Origin of the sequence: Phycicoccus avicenniae (assembly GCF_050496545.1) — a bacterium.
Classification (GTDB): domain Bacteria; phylum Actinomycetota; class Actinomycetes; order Actinomycetales; family Dermatophilaceae; genus Phycicoccus; species Phycicoccus avicenniae_A.
Window position 1 is genome coordinate 13,465 of record NZ_JBNVZV010000028.1, and the last position, 17,486, is coordinate 30,950.

A 17,486-nucleotide genomic window follows, 5' to 3' on the forward strand; every position below is an offset into this window, starting at 1 on the left:
CGGCCACCGGGCTCGCGGGGAGGTCCGGGTGGGGGAGCGATGGGCAGCAGCACCGAGGAGCTGGTCCGGCGGGTCCGCGAGGCGGCCGAGGGGACGCCGTACGTGGTGGTCGAGCGGCCGTACGGGTTCGACGTCACGATCGACCTCGCCGACGCGCGATGGCTGACGCTGACCCGCGCCCGCGGGCTCCGGAAGGTCGTCACGCACGAGGTGCACGTCAAGGGGTCCGGCCGGTACGGCATCACCGACATCGAGCGGACCGTCGAGTACGGGGCCGGTTCCGACGGTGCGGGCGGCGCCTCCCTCGGGGCGGCGCGCAGCATCCGGCGCGGCCGCCTCCTCGGCGGGTCACGTCGGGTCGAGATCGGCCTCGACGCCGACACGGGGAAGGTCGGCAAGGTCGTCGACTACACGTTCCGCGCCGGCGAGGGACGCGAGCTCGTGCGGGGCGCGGCGGACGAGCTCGGGTGGCGCGAGGAGATGAACGCCGAGCAGCGGGGCGGGCTCGTCGTGGGCATCGCGGCCCTCGTGCTCACCGTCGGCGTCTTCGCCGCCCTGGGCATCGCTGCCCTCCTCCGCTAGCCGCCTCCACGCCCGGACCGTGGGGGCCGGGTCAGTCGCCGCGACGGACCTCGACGCCGAGCAGCGCTGCGAGAGAGCGCAGCTCGCGCTCGACGCCCTCGCGCATCGCTGCGGACGGCTCGTCGTCCCAGTGCACCGCGTGCACCCGCAGCATCCCGGCGGCGAGGTCGGTCTGCGCGTCGACCTTGCCCACCAGCCGGTCGCCGTGGAGCACCGGCAGCGCGAAGTAGCCCCAGCGCCGCTTGGCGGCCGGCTTGTACATCTCCAGCTGGTAGTCGAACGCGAGCAGCTCGGCCATCCGCTTGCGGTCGAAGACCAGACGGTCGAGCGGGGAGAGCAGCGCGGTGCGCCCGCGGAAGGAGCCCTCGAGGTAGCGCGGCTCCACCCGCCAGCGGCCGCGCACCCCCTCGACGACGGCCTCGACCCCCGCGTCGTTCACGTGGTTGGGCTCGCCCGGCGGGAACGTGACCCGCGCCCGCGCGATGCCGAGGGCGACGAGCCGCCGCCGGTCGCGCTCGGCCTCCGCCTCGTCGTACGGCACGGTCGGCCCGTCGGGGTACACGCGGGAGGCGAGGTCCCAGTTGCGCTCCCGGTTCTCGCGGGAGGAGACCGCGACCTCGCCGCGCTGTTCCATCATGTCGAGCATCCGCTGGACGTTCTTGCTGTTGGTCCACCCCGACGAGCGCCACGGCACGACGGTCGTGTCCGGGAGGTCGCGCGCCGGCAGCGGTCCCTCCGACCGGAGCCGGGTCAGCAGGTCCTCGCGACAGGACCGGTTGTCCTCGACCCACGCCTCGATCTCGCGCCGCCACTCGGACAGGGGCTCGACGCCCGGCCACGCCTCCATCTCGGCCCGGAACAGCCGGATGTCCTCGGCCGGCCGCAGGAAGCCGAGGAGCTCGACGAGGCCGCGCGACTCGAGCAGCTCGTCGAGCGCGGCCGGCGAGTACGAGGACCCGAGCCGGCTCCAGAGCACGAGGTCGGCGTTGACCGCGACGTGCGCCGTGAGGTCCATCTGCACCAGGCCGAGGTGGCGGACCACGTCCAGCACGTCGGTCGGCCGGTCGGCCGTGAGCAGCTGGGCGCGCACGGCGATGCGCCGGGCGTCGCGTCGGGAGAGCTCGATGACCACGGACCGACCGTAACCGGGGATCCGGACGGACCGCGTCCGCATGGGAGGGTGGAGGGGTGAGCACCGTCGGCCTCCTCCTCGCCGCGGGCGCCGGCCGCCGGATGGGCCGGCCCAAGGCGCTGGTCCGCCCGACCCCGGACGCCCCCACCCTTGTCGAGACCACGGTCGACCGGCTCGCGCACGCCGGCCTCGAGCGCGTCGTCGTCGTCCTCGGCGCCGCCGCCGGCGAGGCCACCCCGCTCGTGCTCTCGCTGCACGCCGAGCCGGTCCTCGCCACCGACTGGGAGGAGGGGATGGGCGCCTCCCTGCGCGCCGGTCTCGCGCACCTGGCCGCCACCGCCACCGACGACGTCGAGGCCGCGCTCGTCACCCTCGTCGACCTCCCCGACGTCGGCACCCGTGTGTACCGGCGCCTGCTCTCGGCCGGTCGCGGCGCCGGCCCCGCGGTCCTCGCCCGCGCCACCTACGCCGGGACGGCCGGCCACCCCGTGCTGCTCGGCCGCGACCACTGGGCCGAGGTGGCCCGCACCGCCCGCGGTGACCGCGGGGCCCGCGACCACCTCGCCGCCCACCCCCCGACGGCCGTCGAGTGCGGCGACCTCGCCACCGGCGCCGACGCCGACACCCCCGGGGACCTGGACCCCGGCACCCGATGACGAGCGCCGACCGCCCCCGCCGCCGGCCGGGGTACGTCTACGACCACGGCACCGACCCCGACCCCCGCTTCTCGCTCGCCAACGAGCGCACCTTTCTCGCGTGGACGCGCACCGGGCTGGCGCTGCTCGCCGGGGCCGCGGCGCTCGATGCCCTCGACCTCCCGCTCCCCGACACCCTCCAGGCCGTGCTCGCGGCGCTGCTGGCCGTGGCCGGCGTCGTCGTCGCGGGCACCTCCTGCTGGACGTGGGCCCGGGTCGAGCGGGCGATGCGCGAGGGCGCGCCGCTGCCGGGCAACCCCGCGATGGTCGTCGTCATCGTCGTCGTGGCGGTCACCGGCCTGGCCCTGGCGGCCTCCAGCCTCGTCCGGGCCTTCTCGTGAGCCCCGAGGGCGCCGAGCAGGTCGTCCGCGACCCGGGGATGCAGCAGGAGCGCACCACCCTCGCGTGGCGCCGCACCGGGCTCGCCCTCCTCGTCGGCACCCTGACCATCGGGCGGCTCGCGCTCGACGCTCTCGGCGGTGCGGTCCTCCTCCCCACGGTGCTCGTGGCGGCGCTCGCCGGCTGGGTGGTCGTGGACACGTTGCGGCAGAAGCGACTCGGGTTCGTCCACCCCGACGACCCGCGCTACACCGTGCTGCGCGACGGTCGGCTCGTCCTCGCGGTGGCGGTGGTCGTCGCCGCCCTGGGGCTCGGCGAGCTGGCCCTCGCCGTCTCGCGTCTGGTGTGACCGTCGTCCTTCCGCGCGGCCCTCTCGTGGGTGATGCTGTGCGCATGGACCCCAGGACCACGTTCGCCTCGGCCGCCGACCTCGCGGGCGCGCTGGGGGCCACCGGCTACCTCGCCGACGACGCGCTCTCGACCGTGTCCTGGCTGTCGCTGCGCCTCGGCCGCCCGCTGCTCATGGAGGGCGAGCCCGGCACCGGGAAGACCGCCCTCGCCGAGGCGCTCGCGGAGACGATGGACCTGCCGCTCATCCGGCTCCAGTGCTACGAGGGCATCGACGCCAGCCAGGCCCTCTACGACTGGGACTTCCCCCGCCAGATCCTCCACGTGCGCGCCCTCGAGGCCGTGCAGGGCGGCGCCTCCGACGTGCGCAGCCTGGAGGCCGACCTCTTCGACGAGCGCTTCCTCCTCTCCCGCCCCGTCCTGCGGGCCCTGCGCGAGGCGCCGGCGGTGCTCCTCGTCGACGAGGTCGACCGGGCCGACGACGAGTTCGAGGCCTTCCTCCTCGAGGTGCTCTCGACCTGGCAGGTGACCATCCCCGAGCTCGGGCCCATCCAGGCCGCCACGCCTCCCGTCGTCGTGCTCACCTCCAACCGCACCCGCGAGCTGCACGACGCGCTCAAGCGCCGCTGCCTCTACCACTGGCTCGAGCACCCCGGCATCGAGCGCGAGCTGGCCATCGTCCGCACCCGCGCGCCCGAGGTCCCGGAAGCCCTTGCCGCACAGGTGGTCCGCGCCGTGCACGCCATCCGCGACGACCGCGAGATGCTCAAGCCGCCCGGCGTCGCGGAGACCCTCGACTGGGCGCGCGCGCTGCACGAGCTCGGCACCCGCACCCTCGACACCGCCACGGCCGCGGCCACGCTCGGCGTCGCCGTCAAGTACCGCGAGGACGCCGAGCGGGTGAAGAAGGCCCTCGACGCGATCCTCACGCCGTGAGCCGCCCCGACGTCCGCGACCACGTCCGGCCGCCGGAGGAGGTGCTCGTCGGGTTCGCCCGCACCCTGCGTGCGGCCGGCGTGCACGTGACCGCCGACCGCGAGCGCACCTACCTCGAGGCCGTCGCCGCCGTCGGCCTCGACGACCCGGGCGGGGTCTACCACGCCGGTCGCGCCACGCTCTGCTCCTCGCCGGCCGACCTCGAGCGCCACGACACGGTCTTCGCCGAGTGGTTCGGCGGCACCCGCGCGGGCACCAAGAAGCCCGACCCGCTGCCCCTCATGACCCCCCAGGCGTCACTCAGCGGCGAGGAGCCGCCCCCCGGCAGCGGCACCGAGGACCCGGACACCCTCCACGCGCAGGCGAGCCGCACCGAGGTGCTGCGCGAGCGCGACGTCGCGACCCTCTCCCGCCGCGAGCGCGAGGAGCTGGCCCGCCTGTTCGGCACCCTCCGCCCCCGGGCGCCCCGCCGCCGGGCGCACCGGCGCGAGCCCTCGCCCCGGGGCACGGTCGATGCCCACCGCACCCTGCGCGCGACGCTCCGCCGGATGGGCGAGCCGGGCGAGGTCGCGTGGCGCCGGCGGACCACCCGGCCCCGCCGCGTCGTCCTGCTCGTCGACGTCTCCGGGTCGATGAGCGCCTATGCCGACGCACTGATCCGGCTGTGCCACACGTACTGCGCCGCAGGCGTGCCCACCGAGGTCTTCACCCTCGGCACCCGGCTGACCCACGTGACGCGGGCCCTGCACCAGCGCGACGTCGACCGCGCGATCGTCGCGGCGGGCCGGGCCATCCCGGACTGGTCCGGCGGGACGCGCCTGGCCGAGGGGCTCAAGGTCTTCCTCGACCGCTGGGGCCGGCGGGGCATGGCCCGCGGTGCCGTGGTCGTCGTGTTCAGCGACGGCTGGGAGCGGGACCGTCCCGAGGCGCTCGGCGAGCAGGTCCGGCGCCTGCACGCCGTCGCGCACCGGGTCGTCTGGGTCAACCCGCACCGGGGGAGGGCGGGCTACGAACCCGTCCAAGGGGGCATCATGGCGGTGCTGCCGCACGTCGACGACTTCGTCGCCGGCCACTCGATGGCGGCGTTCGAGCAACTCACGGAGGTGGTCGCGCGTGCGTGACGTCCTGGACCAGCTGATGGGGTGGTGGCGCGCGGGCGAGACCGTCGGGGTCGGCACCGTGGTGGCCACCTTCCGCTCCGCACCGCGCCCCGCCGGCGCCTCGATGCTCGTCGGCCCGGAGGGCGAGGCCGTGGGCTCGGTGTCGGGCGGCTGCGTCGAGGGCGCCGTGTACGAGCTCTCGCAGTCGGTCGTCGGCGACGGCTCGCCCGTCCTCCAGCGGTACGGGGTGTCCGACGACGACGCCTTCGCCGTGGGCCTGACCTGCGGGGGCATCCTCGACGTCTTCGTGGAACCGGTGTCGCGGACGACGTTCCCCGAGCTCGGTGACGTGGCCGACGACGTCGAGGCCGGGCGGCCCGTCGCGGTCGCCACCGTCATCGAGCACCCCGACCCGGCCTGGCTCGGGCGCCGGCTCGTGGTGCGACCGGAGGACGCCGAGGGCGGCTCGTCCGGCTCCCTCGGCTCGCCGCGCGCCGACGGCGCGGTCACCGACGACGCCCGCGGTCTGCTCGCGGCCGGGCGCACCGAGACCCTCACCTACGGGCCCGACGGCGAGCGCCGCGGCGAGGGCATGCGCGTCTTCGTCTCCGCCTTCGCCCCCCGCCCCCGGATGCTCGTCTTCGGCGCCATCGACTTCGCCGCCGCCGTCGCCCACGTCGGGACCTTCCTCGGCTACCGCGTCACGGTCTGCGACGCCCGGCCGGTGTTCGCCACGAACAGCCGCTTCCCGGCGGCCGACGAGGTCGTCGTGGAGTGGCCGCACAAGTACCTCGCCGCCGAGCTCGAGGGCGGTCGCATCGACGGCCGCACGGTCGTCTGCGTTCTCACCCACGACCCGAAGTTCGACGTCCCCGTCCTCGAGGTCGCGCTGCGGCTGCCCGAGGTCGCCTACGTCGGGGCGATGGGCAGCCGCCGCACCCACGAGGACCGGCTCGAGCGGCTCCGCGAGGCGGGCATGACCGACGCCGAGCTCGAGCGCCTCTCGAGCCCCATCGGCCTCGACCTCGGCGCGCGCACGCCGGAGGAGACGGCCGTGTCCATCGCGGCCGAGATCGTCGCGCTCCAGTGGGGCGGGCAGGGCGCCCGGCTGCTCGAGCTCGGCGGGCCCATCCACCACCACGGCACCTGATCCCGGGCGCCCCGCGCGCCCCTCGTCGTTTCCTGCGGGGAAAGCGGCGGGGGGTCGAGCGCACCTGTCCGGTCGGCGGGTTCAGCCGAAGCCCTTGCCGACCGACGATGTGTGAAGCAAGATCACGAGCACGACACCGATCCCCCCGCGAAGGAGTCAAGGATGACTCGGATCACCGTCACCGTCGACGGCGTCCCCTACACCGACGAGGTCGAACCCCGGATGCTGCTCGTCCACTACCTCCGCGAGGTGGTCGGCAAGGTGGGCACCGTCGTCGGGTGCGACACGAGCAACTGCGGAGCGTGCACCGTCCATCTCGACGGGCACAGCGTGAAGTCCTGCAACATGCTGGCCGTCCAGGCCGACGGGCACGACGTCACGACCATCGAGGGCCTCGCCACGAACGGCGAGCTGCACCCGATGCAGGCCGCCTTCCACGAGAACCACGCCCTCCAGTGCGGCTACTGCACCCCGGGCATGATCATGCAGGCCGTCGACCTCGTCTCGCACAACCCGAACCCGTCGGAGGACGAGATCCGCCAGGGCATGGAGGGCAACCTCTGCCGCTGCACCGGCTACCACAACATCGTCAAGGCGGTCGCGGCCGCCGCGGGCACCATGTCCAGCCAGAGGAGCGACGCCTGATGACCGCCGTCGACGACCGTCCCAGCACCGAGATCGGCAGCGCCCGCCGGCGCAAGGAGGACCAGCGCCTCATCACCGGCCGGACGAAGTGGACCGACAACATCCAGCTCCCCGGGATGCTGCACCTCGCGATGGTGCGCAGCCCGTTCGCCCACGCGACCATCACCTCGATCGACACCGAGGCCGCCAAGGGCTCGCCCAACGTCGTCGCCGTGTTCACCCACGACGACATCGCCGACATCCAGGGCGTCAACATCACGGCCTGGCCGATCACCCCCGACCAGAAGTCGCCCGACCACCTGCCGATGCCCAAGGACCGCGTGTCCCACACCGGCGAGATCGTCGCGGTCGTCGTGGCCCGCAGCGCGGCCGCCGCACGCGACGCCGCCGAGCTCGTCGACGTCGACTACGACGAGCTCCCGGCCGTCCTCGACCTCAAGGAGGCCGCCAAGGACGAGGTGCTCGCCCAGCCCCACCTCGGCACGAACAAGAGCGCGTTCTGGCAGCTCGACTCCAAGGCCGGCGGCACCGGTGGCGACGTCGAGGAGGCGATCGCCAAGGCCCGCGAGGGCGGCATCGTCATCGAGCGCGAGTACCGGCAGCAGCGGCTCATCCCGGCGTTCATGGAGCCCCGCTCGACCGTCGTCGACCCCACCGGCGAGCAGGTCGTCATGTGGACGGCCACCCAGGCGCCGCACGTGCTGCGTTTCTGCATCGCGGCCACGACCGGCCTGCCCGAGAGCAAGATCCGCGTCATCGCCCCCGACGTCGGCGGCGGCTTCGGCGGCAAGCTGCAGTCGACGCCCGAGGAGTTCATCACCCTCGCCGTCGCCCGCAAGCTCGGCAAGCCCGCCAAGTACACCGAGACCCGCAGCGAGTCGATGGTCTCGGCGCACCACGGCCGCGACCAGTGGCAGAAGCTGACGCTGTCGGCCGAGAAGGACGGCACCGTCACCGGCCTCAAGGTCGAGCTGCTCGCCGACCTCGGTGCCTACGCGGCGCTCGTCGGCGGCGGCGTGCCGGTCCTCGGCGCGTGGATGTTCAACGCCATCTACAAGTTCCCGGCCTACCAGTTCAACACGACGAACTACTACACGAACAAGACGTGGGTCGACGCCTACCGCGGCGCCGGCCGGCCCGAGGCCACCTACGCCATCGAGCGGCTGATGGACGAGCTCGCCGTCGAGGTCGGGGTCGACCCGCTCGAGATCCGCGAGAAGAACTGGATCAAGCACGACGAGTTCCCGTTCACCACGGTCGCGGGCATGACCTACGACTCCGGGAACTACGAGGCCGCCACCGAGAAGGCCAAGGAGCTCTTCGGCTACGACGAGCTGCGCGCCGAGCAGAAGCGCCGCCGCGACGCCGGCGACCCGGTCCAGCTCGGCATCGGCGTCTCGACGTTCACCGAGATGTGCGGCCTGGCCCCCTCCCGCGTCCTCGGGTCGCTGAACTACGGTGCCGGCGGCTGGGAGTCGGCGAGCATCCGGATGCTCGCCACCGGCACCGTCGAGGTCGTCACCGGCGCCTCGGCGCACGGCCAGGGCCACGAGACGGCCTGGAGCCAGATCGTCGCCGACCGGCTCGGCGTGCCGTTCGAGAACGTCGAGGTCCTCCACGGCGACACCCAGATCGCACCGAAGGGCATGGACACCTACGGCTCGCGCTCGCTCGTCGTGGGTGGCGAGGCGCTGGTGCGGGCCGCGGACAAGGTCATCGAGAAGGCCAAGCCGATCGCGGCGCACATGCTCGAGGCCAGCGTCGACGACCTCGAGTTCGAGGGCGGCCGGTTCTCGGTCAAGGGCACCGACAAGGGGGTCGGCATCTCCGACGTCGCGCTCGCGACGTTCGCGGCGCACGACTACCCCGAGGGCCTCGAGCCGAGCATCGACGCCGACGCCACCTTCGACCCGGTGAACTTCTCCTTCCCGCACGGCACCCACCTGTGCGCGATGGAGGTCGACACCGAGACCGGCGCCACGACGATGCGCAAGTACGTCTGTGTCGACGACATCGGGACGATCATCAACCCGCTGATCGTCGAGGGTCAGGTGCACGGCGGTCTCGTCCAGGGCATCGCCCAGGCGCTCTGGGAGGGTGCGGAGTACGATGAGCAGGGCACGCTGGTGTCGGGCTCGTTCGTCGACTACACCCTGCCGACCACGGCCGACACGATCAGCTTCATCACGGACCACACGACGTCGCCGGCGACCTCGAACTCGTTGGGCACCAAGGGTGTCGGCGAGGCGGGAACCATCGCCTCGACGCCCGCGGTGGTCAACGCGATCGTCGACGCGATCCGGCACCTCGGGGTCGACGACGTCACGATGCCCTGCACGCCCGAGCGGGTGTGGAAGGCCATCCAGAGCGGTGGCGGCACGACGGACGCGGCCCCGGTCGCGGACGCCCAGCCGCACTTCGACGAGGCGGCTCCCAACCAGGATCCCGCCGCCGGCACGACGGACGGAGCAGCGCAGTGATCCCCGCATCCTTCGACTACGTGGCCCCGGGCAGCGTCGAGGAGGCCCTCTCGGTCCTCGCCGACGCCGGGGACGACGCCAAGGTCCTCGCCGGTGGGCAGTCGCTGCTGCCGATCCTGCGGATGCGCCTCAACGCCCCGGAGAAGGTCGTCGACCTCGGCCGGATCGAGGCGCTGCGCGGGGTCCGCGACGGTGGCGACCACCTCGCCATCGGGGCGATGACGCCCTACAGCGAGATCGTCGACAATGACCTGGTGCGTGAGCACGCCGGTCTGCTCCGCAAGGCCGTCGAGACCGTCGCCGACCCGCAGATCCGCCACCGCGGGACCATCGGCGGCGCGCTCGTGCACGCCGACCCCGCGGGTGACGTCGGCGCACCGGTCCTGGCGCTGGACGCCACGCTCGTCGTCGTCGGACCGGGTGGCGAGCGCACCGTGCCGGCCACCGAGTTCTTCCGCGACCTCTTCGAGACCGCGGTCGAGGACGGCGAGCTGCTCACCGAGATCCGCATCCCGAAGCACACCGGGTGGGGCTCGGCCTACGAGAAGTTCGTCCGGGTCTCGCACCAGTGGTCCATCGTCGCCGTGGCGGCCACGGTCCGCGTCGAGGGCGGCTCGATCGCCGAGGCGCGGGTCGGCCTGACCAACATGGGCTCGACGCCGCTGCGCGCCACCGCCGTCGAGCAGGCGCTCGTCGGGTCGGCCGCCTCCGGGCTCGCCGACGCGTGCGCGGCGGCCGCCGAGGGCACGAACCCCCCGAGCGACCTCAACGGCGACTCGGACTACCGCAGGCACCTCGCGACGGTCCTCACCCGCCGCGCCGTGCAGAAGGCCATGGAGGGCTGATCCCGGTATGCAGCTGACGCACGACTTCACCGTCCCCGCCGACGTCGACACCACCTGGCGCACCTTCATGGACCTCGAGCGGGTCGGTGGGTGCTTCCCCGGTGCCACGGTGACCGAGGTGACCGAGGACGGCTTCGCGGGGACGGTGAAGGTCAAGCTCGGGCCGATCGCACTGCAGTACAACGGCACCGGGCACTTCGTCGAGAAGGACGACGCCACGCACCACGCGGTCATCGAGGCCAAGGGCAAGGACAAGCGGGGCAACGGCACCGCCGGCGCGACCGTGACGATCCAGCTCACGCCCGACGGCACCGGCACCAAGGTCGACGTCGCCACCGACCTCGCCGTCACCGGCAAGCCGGCGCAGTTCGGCCGCGGTGTCATGCAGGACGTCTCGGACAAGCTGCTCGGCCAGTTCATCGCCTGCATCGAGGGCCACCTGACGGCGGCTCCGGCCGACGAGGCCGCGGCGGCGCCCGCGGCCGAGGCCCCGGCGGCGGCGCCGGTGGCCGACACGGTCACCGAGCCGGCCGCCACCGCTCCGGCGCCCGAGGTGGCGAGTGCCGCCCCGGCGGCGGCCGCCCCGACACCCTCGCCCGCGCCCAGGCCCGCCCCCCGGCCGAAGCCCGCCGAGGACGACGCCCTCGACCTCGGCGCCACGGTGCTCCCGGTGCTCGTGCGCACCTACGCCCCGTACGTCGTCGTCGGCGTCATCGGCATCGTCGTCGGGTGGCTCATCGGCCGCGGCTGATCAGCCCGTCGCCGTGTCCCCGGACCGCGTTCGTTGTCTTACCCCCGGGGGTATACGATCAACGGCATGAGGAAGCACATCGTCATCGTCGGAGGGGTCGCCGGCGGCATGTCCGCCGCGACCCGGCTGCGTCGGCTCGACGAGGAGGCGTCCATCGTCGTCCTCGAGCGCAGCGGTCACGTCTCGTTCGCGAACTGCGGTCTGCCGTACCACCTCGGCGGGGTCATCGAGGAGCGCTCCGCGCTGCTGCTCCAGACGCCGGAGTCGCTCGCCGCGCGGTTCGCGCTCGACGTCCGGGTCCACCACGAGGTGGTCTCCGTCGACCGATCGGCCCGCACCGTGACGGTGCGCGACCTGGCGACCGGGACGACCGGCGAGCTGCCGTACGACGCCCTCGTCCTCTCGCCCGGCGCCCGGCCCGTCCTGCCCCCGGTCCCGGGGCTCGAGGTGGCGCACACGCTGCGAGACGTCGAGGACCTCGACCGCCTCGTCGCCGCGACCGGTGGCGCGCGCTCCGCCGTCGTCGTGGGGGGCGGCTTCATCGGCGTCGAGGTGGCCGAGAACCTCCTGCGGCTCGGGATCGCGGTCACCCTCGTCGAGGCGGCCGGCCAGGTGCTGGCCCCGCTCGACCCCGAGATGGTCCAGCCCCTGCACGACGTGCTGCGCGAGGCGGGCGTCGACCTCGCCCTCGGCGCGTCCGTCGAGCGGGTCGAGCCGGCCGACGGCCCCGGCGGCGAACACGCCGTCCACCTCTCCGACGGTCGGGTGGTGCCGGCGGAGGTCGTCGTGGCGGCGGTCGGTGTCCGTCCCGAGAGCGGGCTGGCGCAGGCCGCCGGCCTCGACGTGGGGGAGCGCGGCGGCATCCTCGTCGACGAGTCCTTCCGCACCTCCGACCCGAGCATCTTCGCCGTCGGCGACGCCGTCGAGAAGACCGACGGGCTCGACGGCTCGGCGGTCCTCGTGCCGCTCGCCAACACGGCCAACCGGCAGGGCCGCGTCGTGGCCGACGTCATCGCGGGCCGGCCGGGGCGCGACCGCGCCGTCCTCGGCACGGCGGTCGTCGGGGTGCTCGGCGTCGCCGCGGCCACCGTCGGGTGGACCGAGAAGCGGCTGCGCGCCGCCGGGCGCCCGCACCGCGTGGTCCACATCCACCCGGGCTCGCACGCCGGGTACTACCCGGGCGCGCACCCGTTGGCCCTCAAGCTGCTGGTCGACCCCGCCACCGACGAGATCCTCGGCGCGCAGGCCGTCGGCCGCGACGGTGCCGACAAGCGCATCGACGTCATCGCGACGGCGATGGCCGGCGGCCTCACGGCGAGCGACCTCGCCGAGCTGGAGCTCGCCTACGCCCCCCAGTTCGGGTCGGCCAAGGACCCGGTGAACATGCTCGGGTGGGTGGCGCGGGCCCTGGCCGCCGGGGACGTCGAGACGCTCCAGTGGCACGAGCTCGACGACGCCCTCGCGGCGGGCGCGACGCTGGTCGACGTCCGCAGCCCGCAGGAGCACGCCGACCGGCCGCTCCCGGGAGCGCTGAAACTCCCGGTCGACGAGCTGCGCGACCGGCTGGCCGAGCTGCCGGCAGGGCCCCTCGTCGTGCACTGCGAGGTCGGCCTGCGCGGGTACGTCGCGGCCCGCCTCCTCGCCCAGCACGGGCGCGAGGTGCGCAACCTCGACGGCGGGTACCGGACCTGGCGGGCCGGCACCGCCGCCGTGCGCGGTGCGGAGGTCAGCGCGCGGGCGTGACCCAGACGTGCCGGCGCCCACGGAGGCGGGGGACCGGCGCGGCGTCGACGGGCGCGACCGGGGCGGGCGGCGTCGGGAGGGCGCGCAGGTCGGCGGCCACGCGCCGCGCGTCGGCGTCGTCGTGGTCGGTGCTGCGCAGCCAGTGCGCGACCCGCCCGCCGTTGTCGAGCGATGCGCGGCGGTGGGTGCGCTCGAGGAGGTAGACGACCGGGGCGACGAGCGCGCCGGCGGCGGCGAGGGTGGTGACGGTGTCGAGGATCTCTGTCGTGGTCATGGCACGATTCTGTCGTTCGGCAAGACCCTGCCACCAGTGGCAGACCTGACGCTCATCCACAAGTTTCTGCCATACTAGGGCGATGGCCCTGCGCACCGTCGCCGTCCTCCTCCAGGAGCCGGTAGCCCTCTTCGAGTACGGCGTGCTCGCCGAGGTCTTCGGCATCGACCGCACCGAGGAGGGGCTGCCGCCCTTCGACTACCGGGTGTGCTCGGAGGAGGACCGCCCGCTCGACGCCCGCCACGGCACGACCGTCACGGCCGCCCACCGCCTCGACGCGACGTACGACGCCGACCTGGTGGCCGTCCCCGCCTCGCCCGCGGCGCAGACGCCCAGCCCGGCCGTCGTCGCGGCGCTGCGCGACGCGCACGAGCGCGGCGCCTGGGTGATGTCGGTCTGCTCCGGCGCGTTCACCCTCGCCGCGGCCGGCATCCTCGACGGTCGTTCGTGCACCACGCACTGGATGCACGCCGCCGAGCTCGCCGCGATGGCCCCGGCCGCCTCGGTCGACCCCGACGTCCTCTACGTCCGCGACGGCAACGTCATCACCAGCGCCGGCACCGCGGCCGGCATCGACGCCGCCCTCCACCTCGTGCGCACCGAGCTGGGCGCCGCCGTCGCGGCGACGATCTCGCGCCGGATGGTCGTGCCGCCGCACCGTGACGGCGGCCAGCGCCAGTTCGTCGAGCGGCCGGTGCCCACCTGCGAGGCCGACAGCCTCGGCCCGCTGCTCCAGTGGATGGTGCAGCACCTCGACGAGTCCTTCACCGTCGACGACCTCGCCGCCCGCGCCGCGATGTCCCCGCGCACCTTCGCCCGCCGCTTCGTCGCCGAGACCGGCACGACCCCGCACCAGTGGGTCACCGACCAGCGCGTGCTGCGCGCCCGCCACCTCCTCGAGGAGAGCGACCTGAGCATCGAGGAGGTCGCGCGGGACGCCGGGTTCGGCTCGGCCGCGCTGCTGCGCCACCACTTCTCGCGCTGCACGGGCATCACCCCGACCGCCTTCCGCGCCCAGCACCGCGTCACGGCCTGAGCGACCTTCACACGATCTCCACACGGAGGCCCGGCGGGCTGCAGCCGCCCGGTCCTACGCTCGCAGCATGACCGAGGGGATGACCGCCGGCGCGCGCAGCGTGCTCGTCGTCGAGGACGAGCCGACGATCAACCAGGCCGTCACCGACCGGCTGCGCGCCGAGGGCTTCGCCGTGCACCAGGCGTTCGACGGCCCGTCGGCCGTCGCCGCCTTCGCCGCGCACGACCCGGACGCCGTCCTCCTCGACGTGATGCTCCCCGGCTTCGACGGCCTCGAGGTCTGCCGCCGCATCCAGGCCGTCCGCCCCGTCCCCGTCCTGATGCTCACCGCCCGCGACGACGAGACCGACCTCCTCGTGGGGCTCGGCGTCGGCGCCGACGACTACGTCACCAAGCCCTTCTCGATGCGCGAGGTCGTCGCCCGGCTGCGGGCCCTGTTGCGGCGCGTCGAGCGGGCCGAGGAGCTGGCCCGCAGCACCGGCCGGATGGACCTCGCGGGCCTCGTCGTCGACCCGGCCTCGCGGCGGGTGAGCATCGACGGGGAGCAGGTGCACCTCACGCCGCTGGAGTTCGACCTCCTGTGTGCGCTCGCCGCCGCGCCCGGCACCGTCCGCTCCCGCGAGGAGCTGATGCGCGAGGTGTGGGGCTGGGGCGACGCCGCCGGCACCCGCACCCTCGACAGCCACGTCAAGGCCCTGCGCGCCAAGATCGGGGCCGAGCGCGTGCGCACCGTTCACGGCGTCGGCTACGCCCTGGAGGTGGGCGGGTGAACACCGACCGCCCGCTCGACGCCGTCACCTCGATCAAGCTCAAGCTCGGGCTGCTCGTCGGGGCGAGCGTCCTCGCGGCCGTGCTCGTCGCGGCGATCGGCGACGGTGCCGGTGTGCCGTGGTGGCAGAGCGTGCCCGTCACGGCCGGAGCCGCGGTGGCCGTCACCCAGTGGCTCGCGCGGGGGATGACCTCGCCGCTGCGGGCGATGACCGACGCCGCCCGGCGGATGGCCGTCGGCGACTACGGGCAGCGGGTGAGTGCGACCTCCTCCGACGAGGTCGGCCAGCTCGCCCGGACCTTCAACGCGATGGCCGCCGAGCTCGCCGGCGCCGACCTCGAGCGGCGGCGGCTCATCGCCACCGTCTCGCACGAGCTGCGGACCCCGCTCACGGCGCAGCGTGCGCTGCTCGAGAACCTCGCCGACGGTGTCGTCGAGCCCGACCCCGAGACGCTGCGCGCCGCGCTCGCCCAGGCCGAGCGGCTCAGCGCGCTCGTCGGCGACCTGCTCGACCTCTCGCGCATCGACGCCGGCGTCGCACCGCTCGCGCTCGGTCCGGTCCGTGTCGCCGACCTGCTCGAGCGCGCCGTGGCCGAGGCCGGGGTGTCGGGTCGTCCGGTCCGGGTCCGGCAGGTGGTCGAGCCGCGTGACCTCGAGGTCAGCGCCGACCCGGCGCGGCTGGCGCAGCTCGTCGCCAACCTCGCGGACAACGCGGTGCGGCACAGCCCGCCCTACGGCGAGGTCCGCCTCTCCGCGCGCCTCGACGGCCCGGCGCACTGGGTGCTCGAGGTCCGCGACGAGGGGCCCGGCATCGCGGCCGAGGACGCAGGGCGCGTGTTCGAGCGGTTCGGCACCGGAGCGGACTCCGCCGGCGGCACCGGCCTCGGCCTGGCCATCGTCCGGTGGGTCTGCGAGCTGCACGGCGGGCGGGTCGAGGTGGTGCCCGGCGACGGTGGCGCCTGCTTCCGCGTGACCCTGCCGGTGTCGCCCGATGCCGAACGTCCCTCCCACCTGCGCGAGATCCCCTCTGCCGCAACCCCGCTCAACACACCCGTCCCGCCGACCCAGGAGGCCGCCATGGGCGTCCCGACCCCCGTCCCCGCCGGAGCCGCCGTTCCGCCCGCGACGGCGGTCGGCCCCTACGGCGGCGGAGGCCCCGGTCCGGTCGACGGCGCGCTGTCCCGCGTCTGGCCGGAGCCGGACCGCCGGCCCCGCGTCGGGGTCGTCGGTGCCGCGGCCGGCATCGGGCTGCTCGCCGCACTCACCTGGCCGTACCGCGGCATCGGGCTGGCGACCTCGCTCGTCATGGTCGCGACCGGGGCCCTGATGTGGACCGTCGCCCGGCACCGGCGCGACCCGTGGACCATCGGGGGCGGGGTGGTGGCGCTGCTCCTCGCGAGTGTGGCCACGCTGCGCGACGCCGGGGGTGTCGTCACGCTCTCGGTCCTCGCCGGGGTCGCCGTCGCCGCGGCCGCCCTCACCCGGGCCCACGGGCTGCTCGCCATCCTCGCCAGCTGGGCGGCCTGGCCACTGTCGGCACTGCGTGGGCTCCCGCTGCTCGGTCGCACGATCACCGCGACGAGCCGCGTGTCCGTGCTCTGGCCGGTCGTGCGCACCGTCGTCCTGTCGCTGCTGGTCCTCGTCGTCTTCGGCGGGCTGTTCGCCACGGGCGACGCGGTCTTCGGGTCGTGGGCCTCCGCGCTCGTGCCGGACCTCGGCTGGGACACCATCGTGCTGCGCGGCTTCCTCTTCGTGCTGCTCACGGGTGTCGCGCTCACCGGGGCCTACCTCGCGCTCAACCCTCCTCAGGCCGACCTCGTCGCCCTGCCCGAGAGCCGCCGCACCCGCCCGGTGTGGGAGTGGGCCGTCCCCGTCGGTGTCGTCGTCCTCCTCTTCGGCGGGTTTCTCGTGGCCCAGGCGACGGTGCTCTTCGGCGGCGATGCCTACCTGCGGCGCACGACCGGTCTCACCCACGCCGAGTACGTGCACCAGGGCTTCGGCCAGCTGACCGTCGCCACCGCCTTCACCGTGCTCGTCATGACGCTCACCCTGCGCATCGCCACCCGCGAGAGCGCCCGTGACCGGCTCGTCGTGCGCGTGCTCCTCGGCGCCCTCGGGGTCTTCACATTGGCCGTCGTGGCGTCGGCGCTGTACCGGATGTCGCTCTACCAGGACGCGTTCGGCTACACCGTGCTCCGCGTCTTCGTCGACGGCTTCGAGCTGTGGCTCGGCCTCGTCGTCCTCATGCTCCTCGTCGCCGTCCTCGGCCTCTCGACGCGGTGGGTGGCCCGGGCCGTCCTCGTCTCGGGCGCGGTCTTCACGCTGGGCTTCGCCGCGATGAACCCCGATGCGTGGGTCGCCGGGCAGAACATCGACCGCTACGAGGCGACGGGCAAGGTCGACACCCTCTACCTGTCGACGCTGTCCGCCGATGCCGCGCCGGTGCTCGCCGAGCGGCTGCCGCGCGAGATGGCCGCCTGTGTGGTCGGCTCGCCGGCCGACCTCGAGGTCTTCGACCGCCGGGCCACCGACGACGTCCTCGGCTGGAACCTCGGACGCGCCCGGGCCGAGAGCGCCCTCGCCACCGTGGGGTCCCCGCCCACGGACTGCTCGGCCTACCTCACCGACACCTACCAGCGCTGACGCGGCCCGGCGTCCGGGT

Annotated in this window: 17 protein-coding genes; 15 read left to right on the forward strand and 2 right to left on the reverse strand. The window is 74.4% G+C overall.

Annotated elements, in window-relative coordinates; genetic code table 11:
• Positions 1-39: 39 nt before the first annotated feature.
• Complete coding sequence (locus ACQZ2A_RS18300; protein WP_430213943.1) at positions 40-582, forward strand: hypothetical protein; 543 nt, start codon at positions 40-42, stop codon at positions 580-582.
• Between the two features lie 31 nt (positions 583-613).
• Here the strand turns inward: ACQZ2A_RS18300 and ACQZ2A_RS18305 are convergent, their stop codons facing one another.
• The gene (locus ACQZ2A_RS18305) at positions 614-1,714 is read right to left on the reverse strand and encodes a DNA glycosylase AlkZ-like family protein (protein WP_430213945.1); all 1,101 of its coding nucleotides are present in this window, start codon (positions 1,712-1,714) and stop codon (positions 614-616) included.
• 56 nt (positions 1,715-1,770) lie between these two features.
• Here ACQZ2A_RS18305 and ACQZ2A_RS18310 point away from each other — a divergent pair, with 56 nt between their 5' ends.
• The 11 genes from ACQZ2A_RS18310 to ACQZ2A_RS18360 all read left to right on the forward strand — a co-directional run bounded on the left by ACQZ2A_RS18310 (position 1,771) and on the right by ACQZ2A_RS18360 (position 12,746).
• Positions 1,771-2,370 (forward strand): nucleotidyltransferase family protein, encoded by a 600-nt coding sequence (locus ACQZ2A_RS18310; RefSeq protein WP_430213946.1) that lies wholly within the window; start codon positions 1,771-1,773, stop codon positions 2,368-2,370.
• Entirely contained in the window at positions 2,367-2,750 is a 384-nt protein-coding gene (locus tag ACQZ2A_RS18315) for a DUF202 domain-containing protein (protein WP_430213947.1), read from the forward strand. Before ACQZ2A_RS18310 ends, ACQZ2A_RS18315 begins: the two co-directional genes overlap by 4 nt.
• Entirely contained in the window at positions 2,747-3,097 is a 351-nt protein-coding gene (locus ACQZ2A_RS18320; RefSeq protein WP_430213948.1) for a DUF202 domain-containing protein, read from the forward strand. Before ACQZ2A_RS18315 ends, ACQZ2A_RS18320 begins: the two co-directional genes overlap by 4 nt.
• Positions 3,098-3,141: 44 nt before the next feature.
• A complete protein-coding gene (locus ACQZ2A_RS18325) occupies positions 3,142-4,032 on the forward strand; it encodes an AAA family ATPase (protein ID WP_430213949.1) in 891 nt (296 codons plus the stop codon).
• Complete coding sequence (locus ACQZ2A_RS18330) at positions 4,029-5,153, forward strand: vWA domain-containing protein (protein ID WP_430213951.1); 1,125 nt, start codon at positions 4,029-4,031, stop codon at positions 5,151-5,153. Before ACQZ2A_RS18325 ends, ACQZ2A_RS18330 begins: the two co-directional genes overlap by 4 nt.
• Positions 5,146-6,282, forward strand: a complete 1,137-nt coding sequence (locus ACQZ2A_RS18335) for an XdhC family protein (RefSeq protein ID WP_430213952.1) — start codon at positions 5,146-5,148, stop codon at positions 6,280-6,282. Before ACQZ2A_RS18330 ends, ACQZ2A_RS18335 begins: the two co-directional genes overlap by 8 nt.
• 162 nt (positions 6,283-6,444) lie before the next feature.
• On the forward strand, positions 6,445-6,927 hold the full coding sequence (locus ACQZ2A_RS18340) for a (2Fe-2S)-binding protein (RefSeq protein WP_430213953.1): 483 nt from the start codon (positions 6,445-6,447) through the stop codon (positions 6,925-6,927).
• The gene (locus tag ACQZ2A_RS18345; RefSeq protein WP_430213955.1) at positions 6,927-9,407 is read left to right on the forward strand and encodes a xanthine dehydrogenase family protein molybdopterin-binding subunit; all 2,481 of its coding nucleotides are present in this window, start codon (positions 6,927-6,929) and stop codon (positions 9,405-9,407) included. The genes ACQZ2A_RS18340 and ACQZ2A_RS18345 overlap by 1 nt, the downstream gene beginning before the upstream one ends.
• Complete coding sequence (locus ACQZ2A_RS18350) at positions 9,404-10,252, forward strand: FAD binding domain-containing protein (protein ID WP_430213956.1); 849 nt, start codon at positions 9,404-9,406, stop codon at positions 10,250-10,252. Before ACQZ2A_RS18345 ends, ACQZ2A_RS18350 begins: the two co-directional genes overlap by 4 nt.
• A 7-nt stretch (positions 10,253-10,259) precedes the next feature.
• Positions 10,260-11,003, forward strand: a complete 744-nt coding sequence (locus ACQZ2A_RS18355; RefSeq protein ID WP_430213958.1) for an SRPBCC family protein — start codon at positions 10,260-10,262, stop codon at positions 11,001-11,003.
• Positions 11,004-11,069: 66 nt separating this feature from the next.
• Positions 11,070-12,746: an FAD-dependent oxidoreductase gene (locus ACQZ2A_RS18360; protein WP_430213960.1), complete on the forward strand. Its 1,677-nt coding sequence runs from the start codon at positions 11,070-11,072 to the stop codon at positions 12,744-12,746.
• On the opposite strand, the gene ACQZ2A_RS18365 is transcribed toward ACQZ2A_RS18360, so the two are convergent.
• Entirely contained in the window at positions 12,730-13,020 is a 291-nt protein-coding gene (locus ACQZ2A_RS18365) for a hypothetical protein (protein ID WP_430213962.1), read from the reverse strand. The two genes, ACQZ2A_RS18360 and ACQZ2A_RS18365, sit on opposite strands and share 17 nt — an antisense overlap.
• Positions 13,021-13,102: 82 nt before the next feature.
• On the opposite strand from ACQZ2A_RS18365, the gene ACQZ2A_RS18370 reads away from it, so the two are divergent.
• The 3 genes from ACQZ2A_RS18370 to ACQZ2A_RS18380 all read left to right on the forward strand — a co-directional run bounded on the left by ACQZ2A_RS18370 (position 13,103) and on the right by ACQZ2A_RS18380 (position 17,467).
• Positions 13,103-14,056 carry a GlxA family transcriptional regulator gene (locus ACQZ2A_RS18370; protein ID WP_430213963.1) on the forward strand — a complete coding sequence of 318 codons (954 nt, stop codon included), beginning with the start codon at positions 13,103-13,105 and terminating at the stop codon, positions 14,054-14,056.
• Positions 14,057-14,123: 67 nt separating this feature from the next.
• Positions 14,124-14,825, forward strand: a complete 702-nt coding sequence (locus ACQZ2A_RS18375) for a response regulator (RefSeq protein WP_430213965.1) — start codon at positions 14,124-14,126, stop codon at positions 14,823-14,825.
• Positions 14,822-17,467, forward strand: a complete 2,646-nt coding sequence (locus ACQZ2A_RS18380; RefSeq protein WP_430213967.1) for a DUF4153 domain-containing protein — start codon at positions 14,822-14,824, stop codon at positions 17,465-17,467. Before ACQZ2A_RS18375 ends, ACQZ2A_RS18380 begins: the two co-directional genes overlap by 4 nt.
• Positions 17,468-17,486 lie beyond the last annotated feature (19 nt).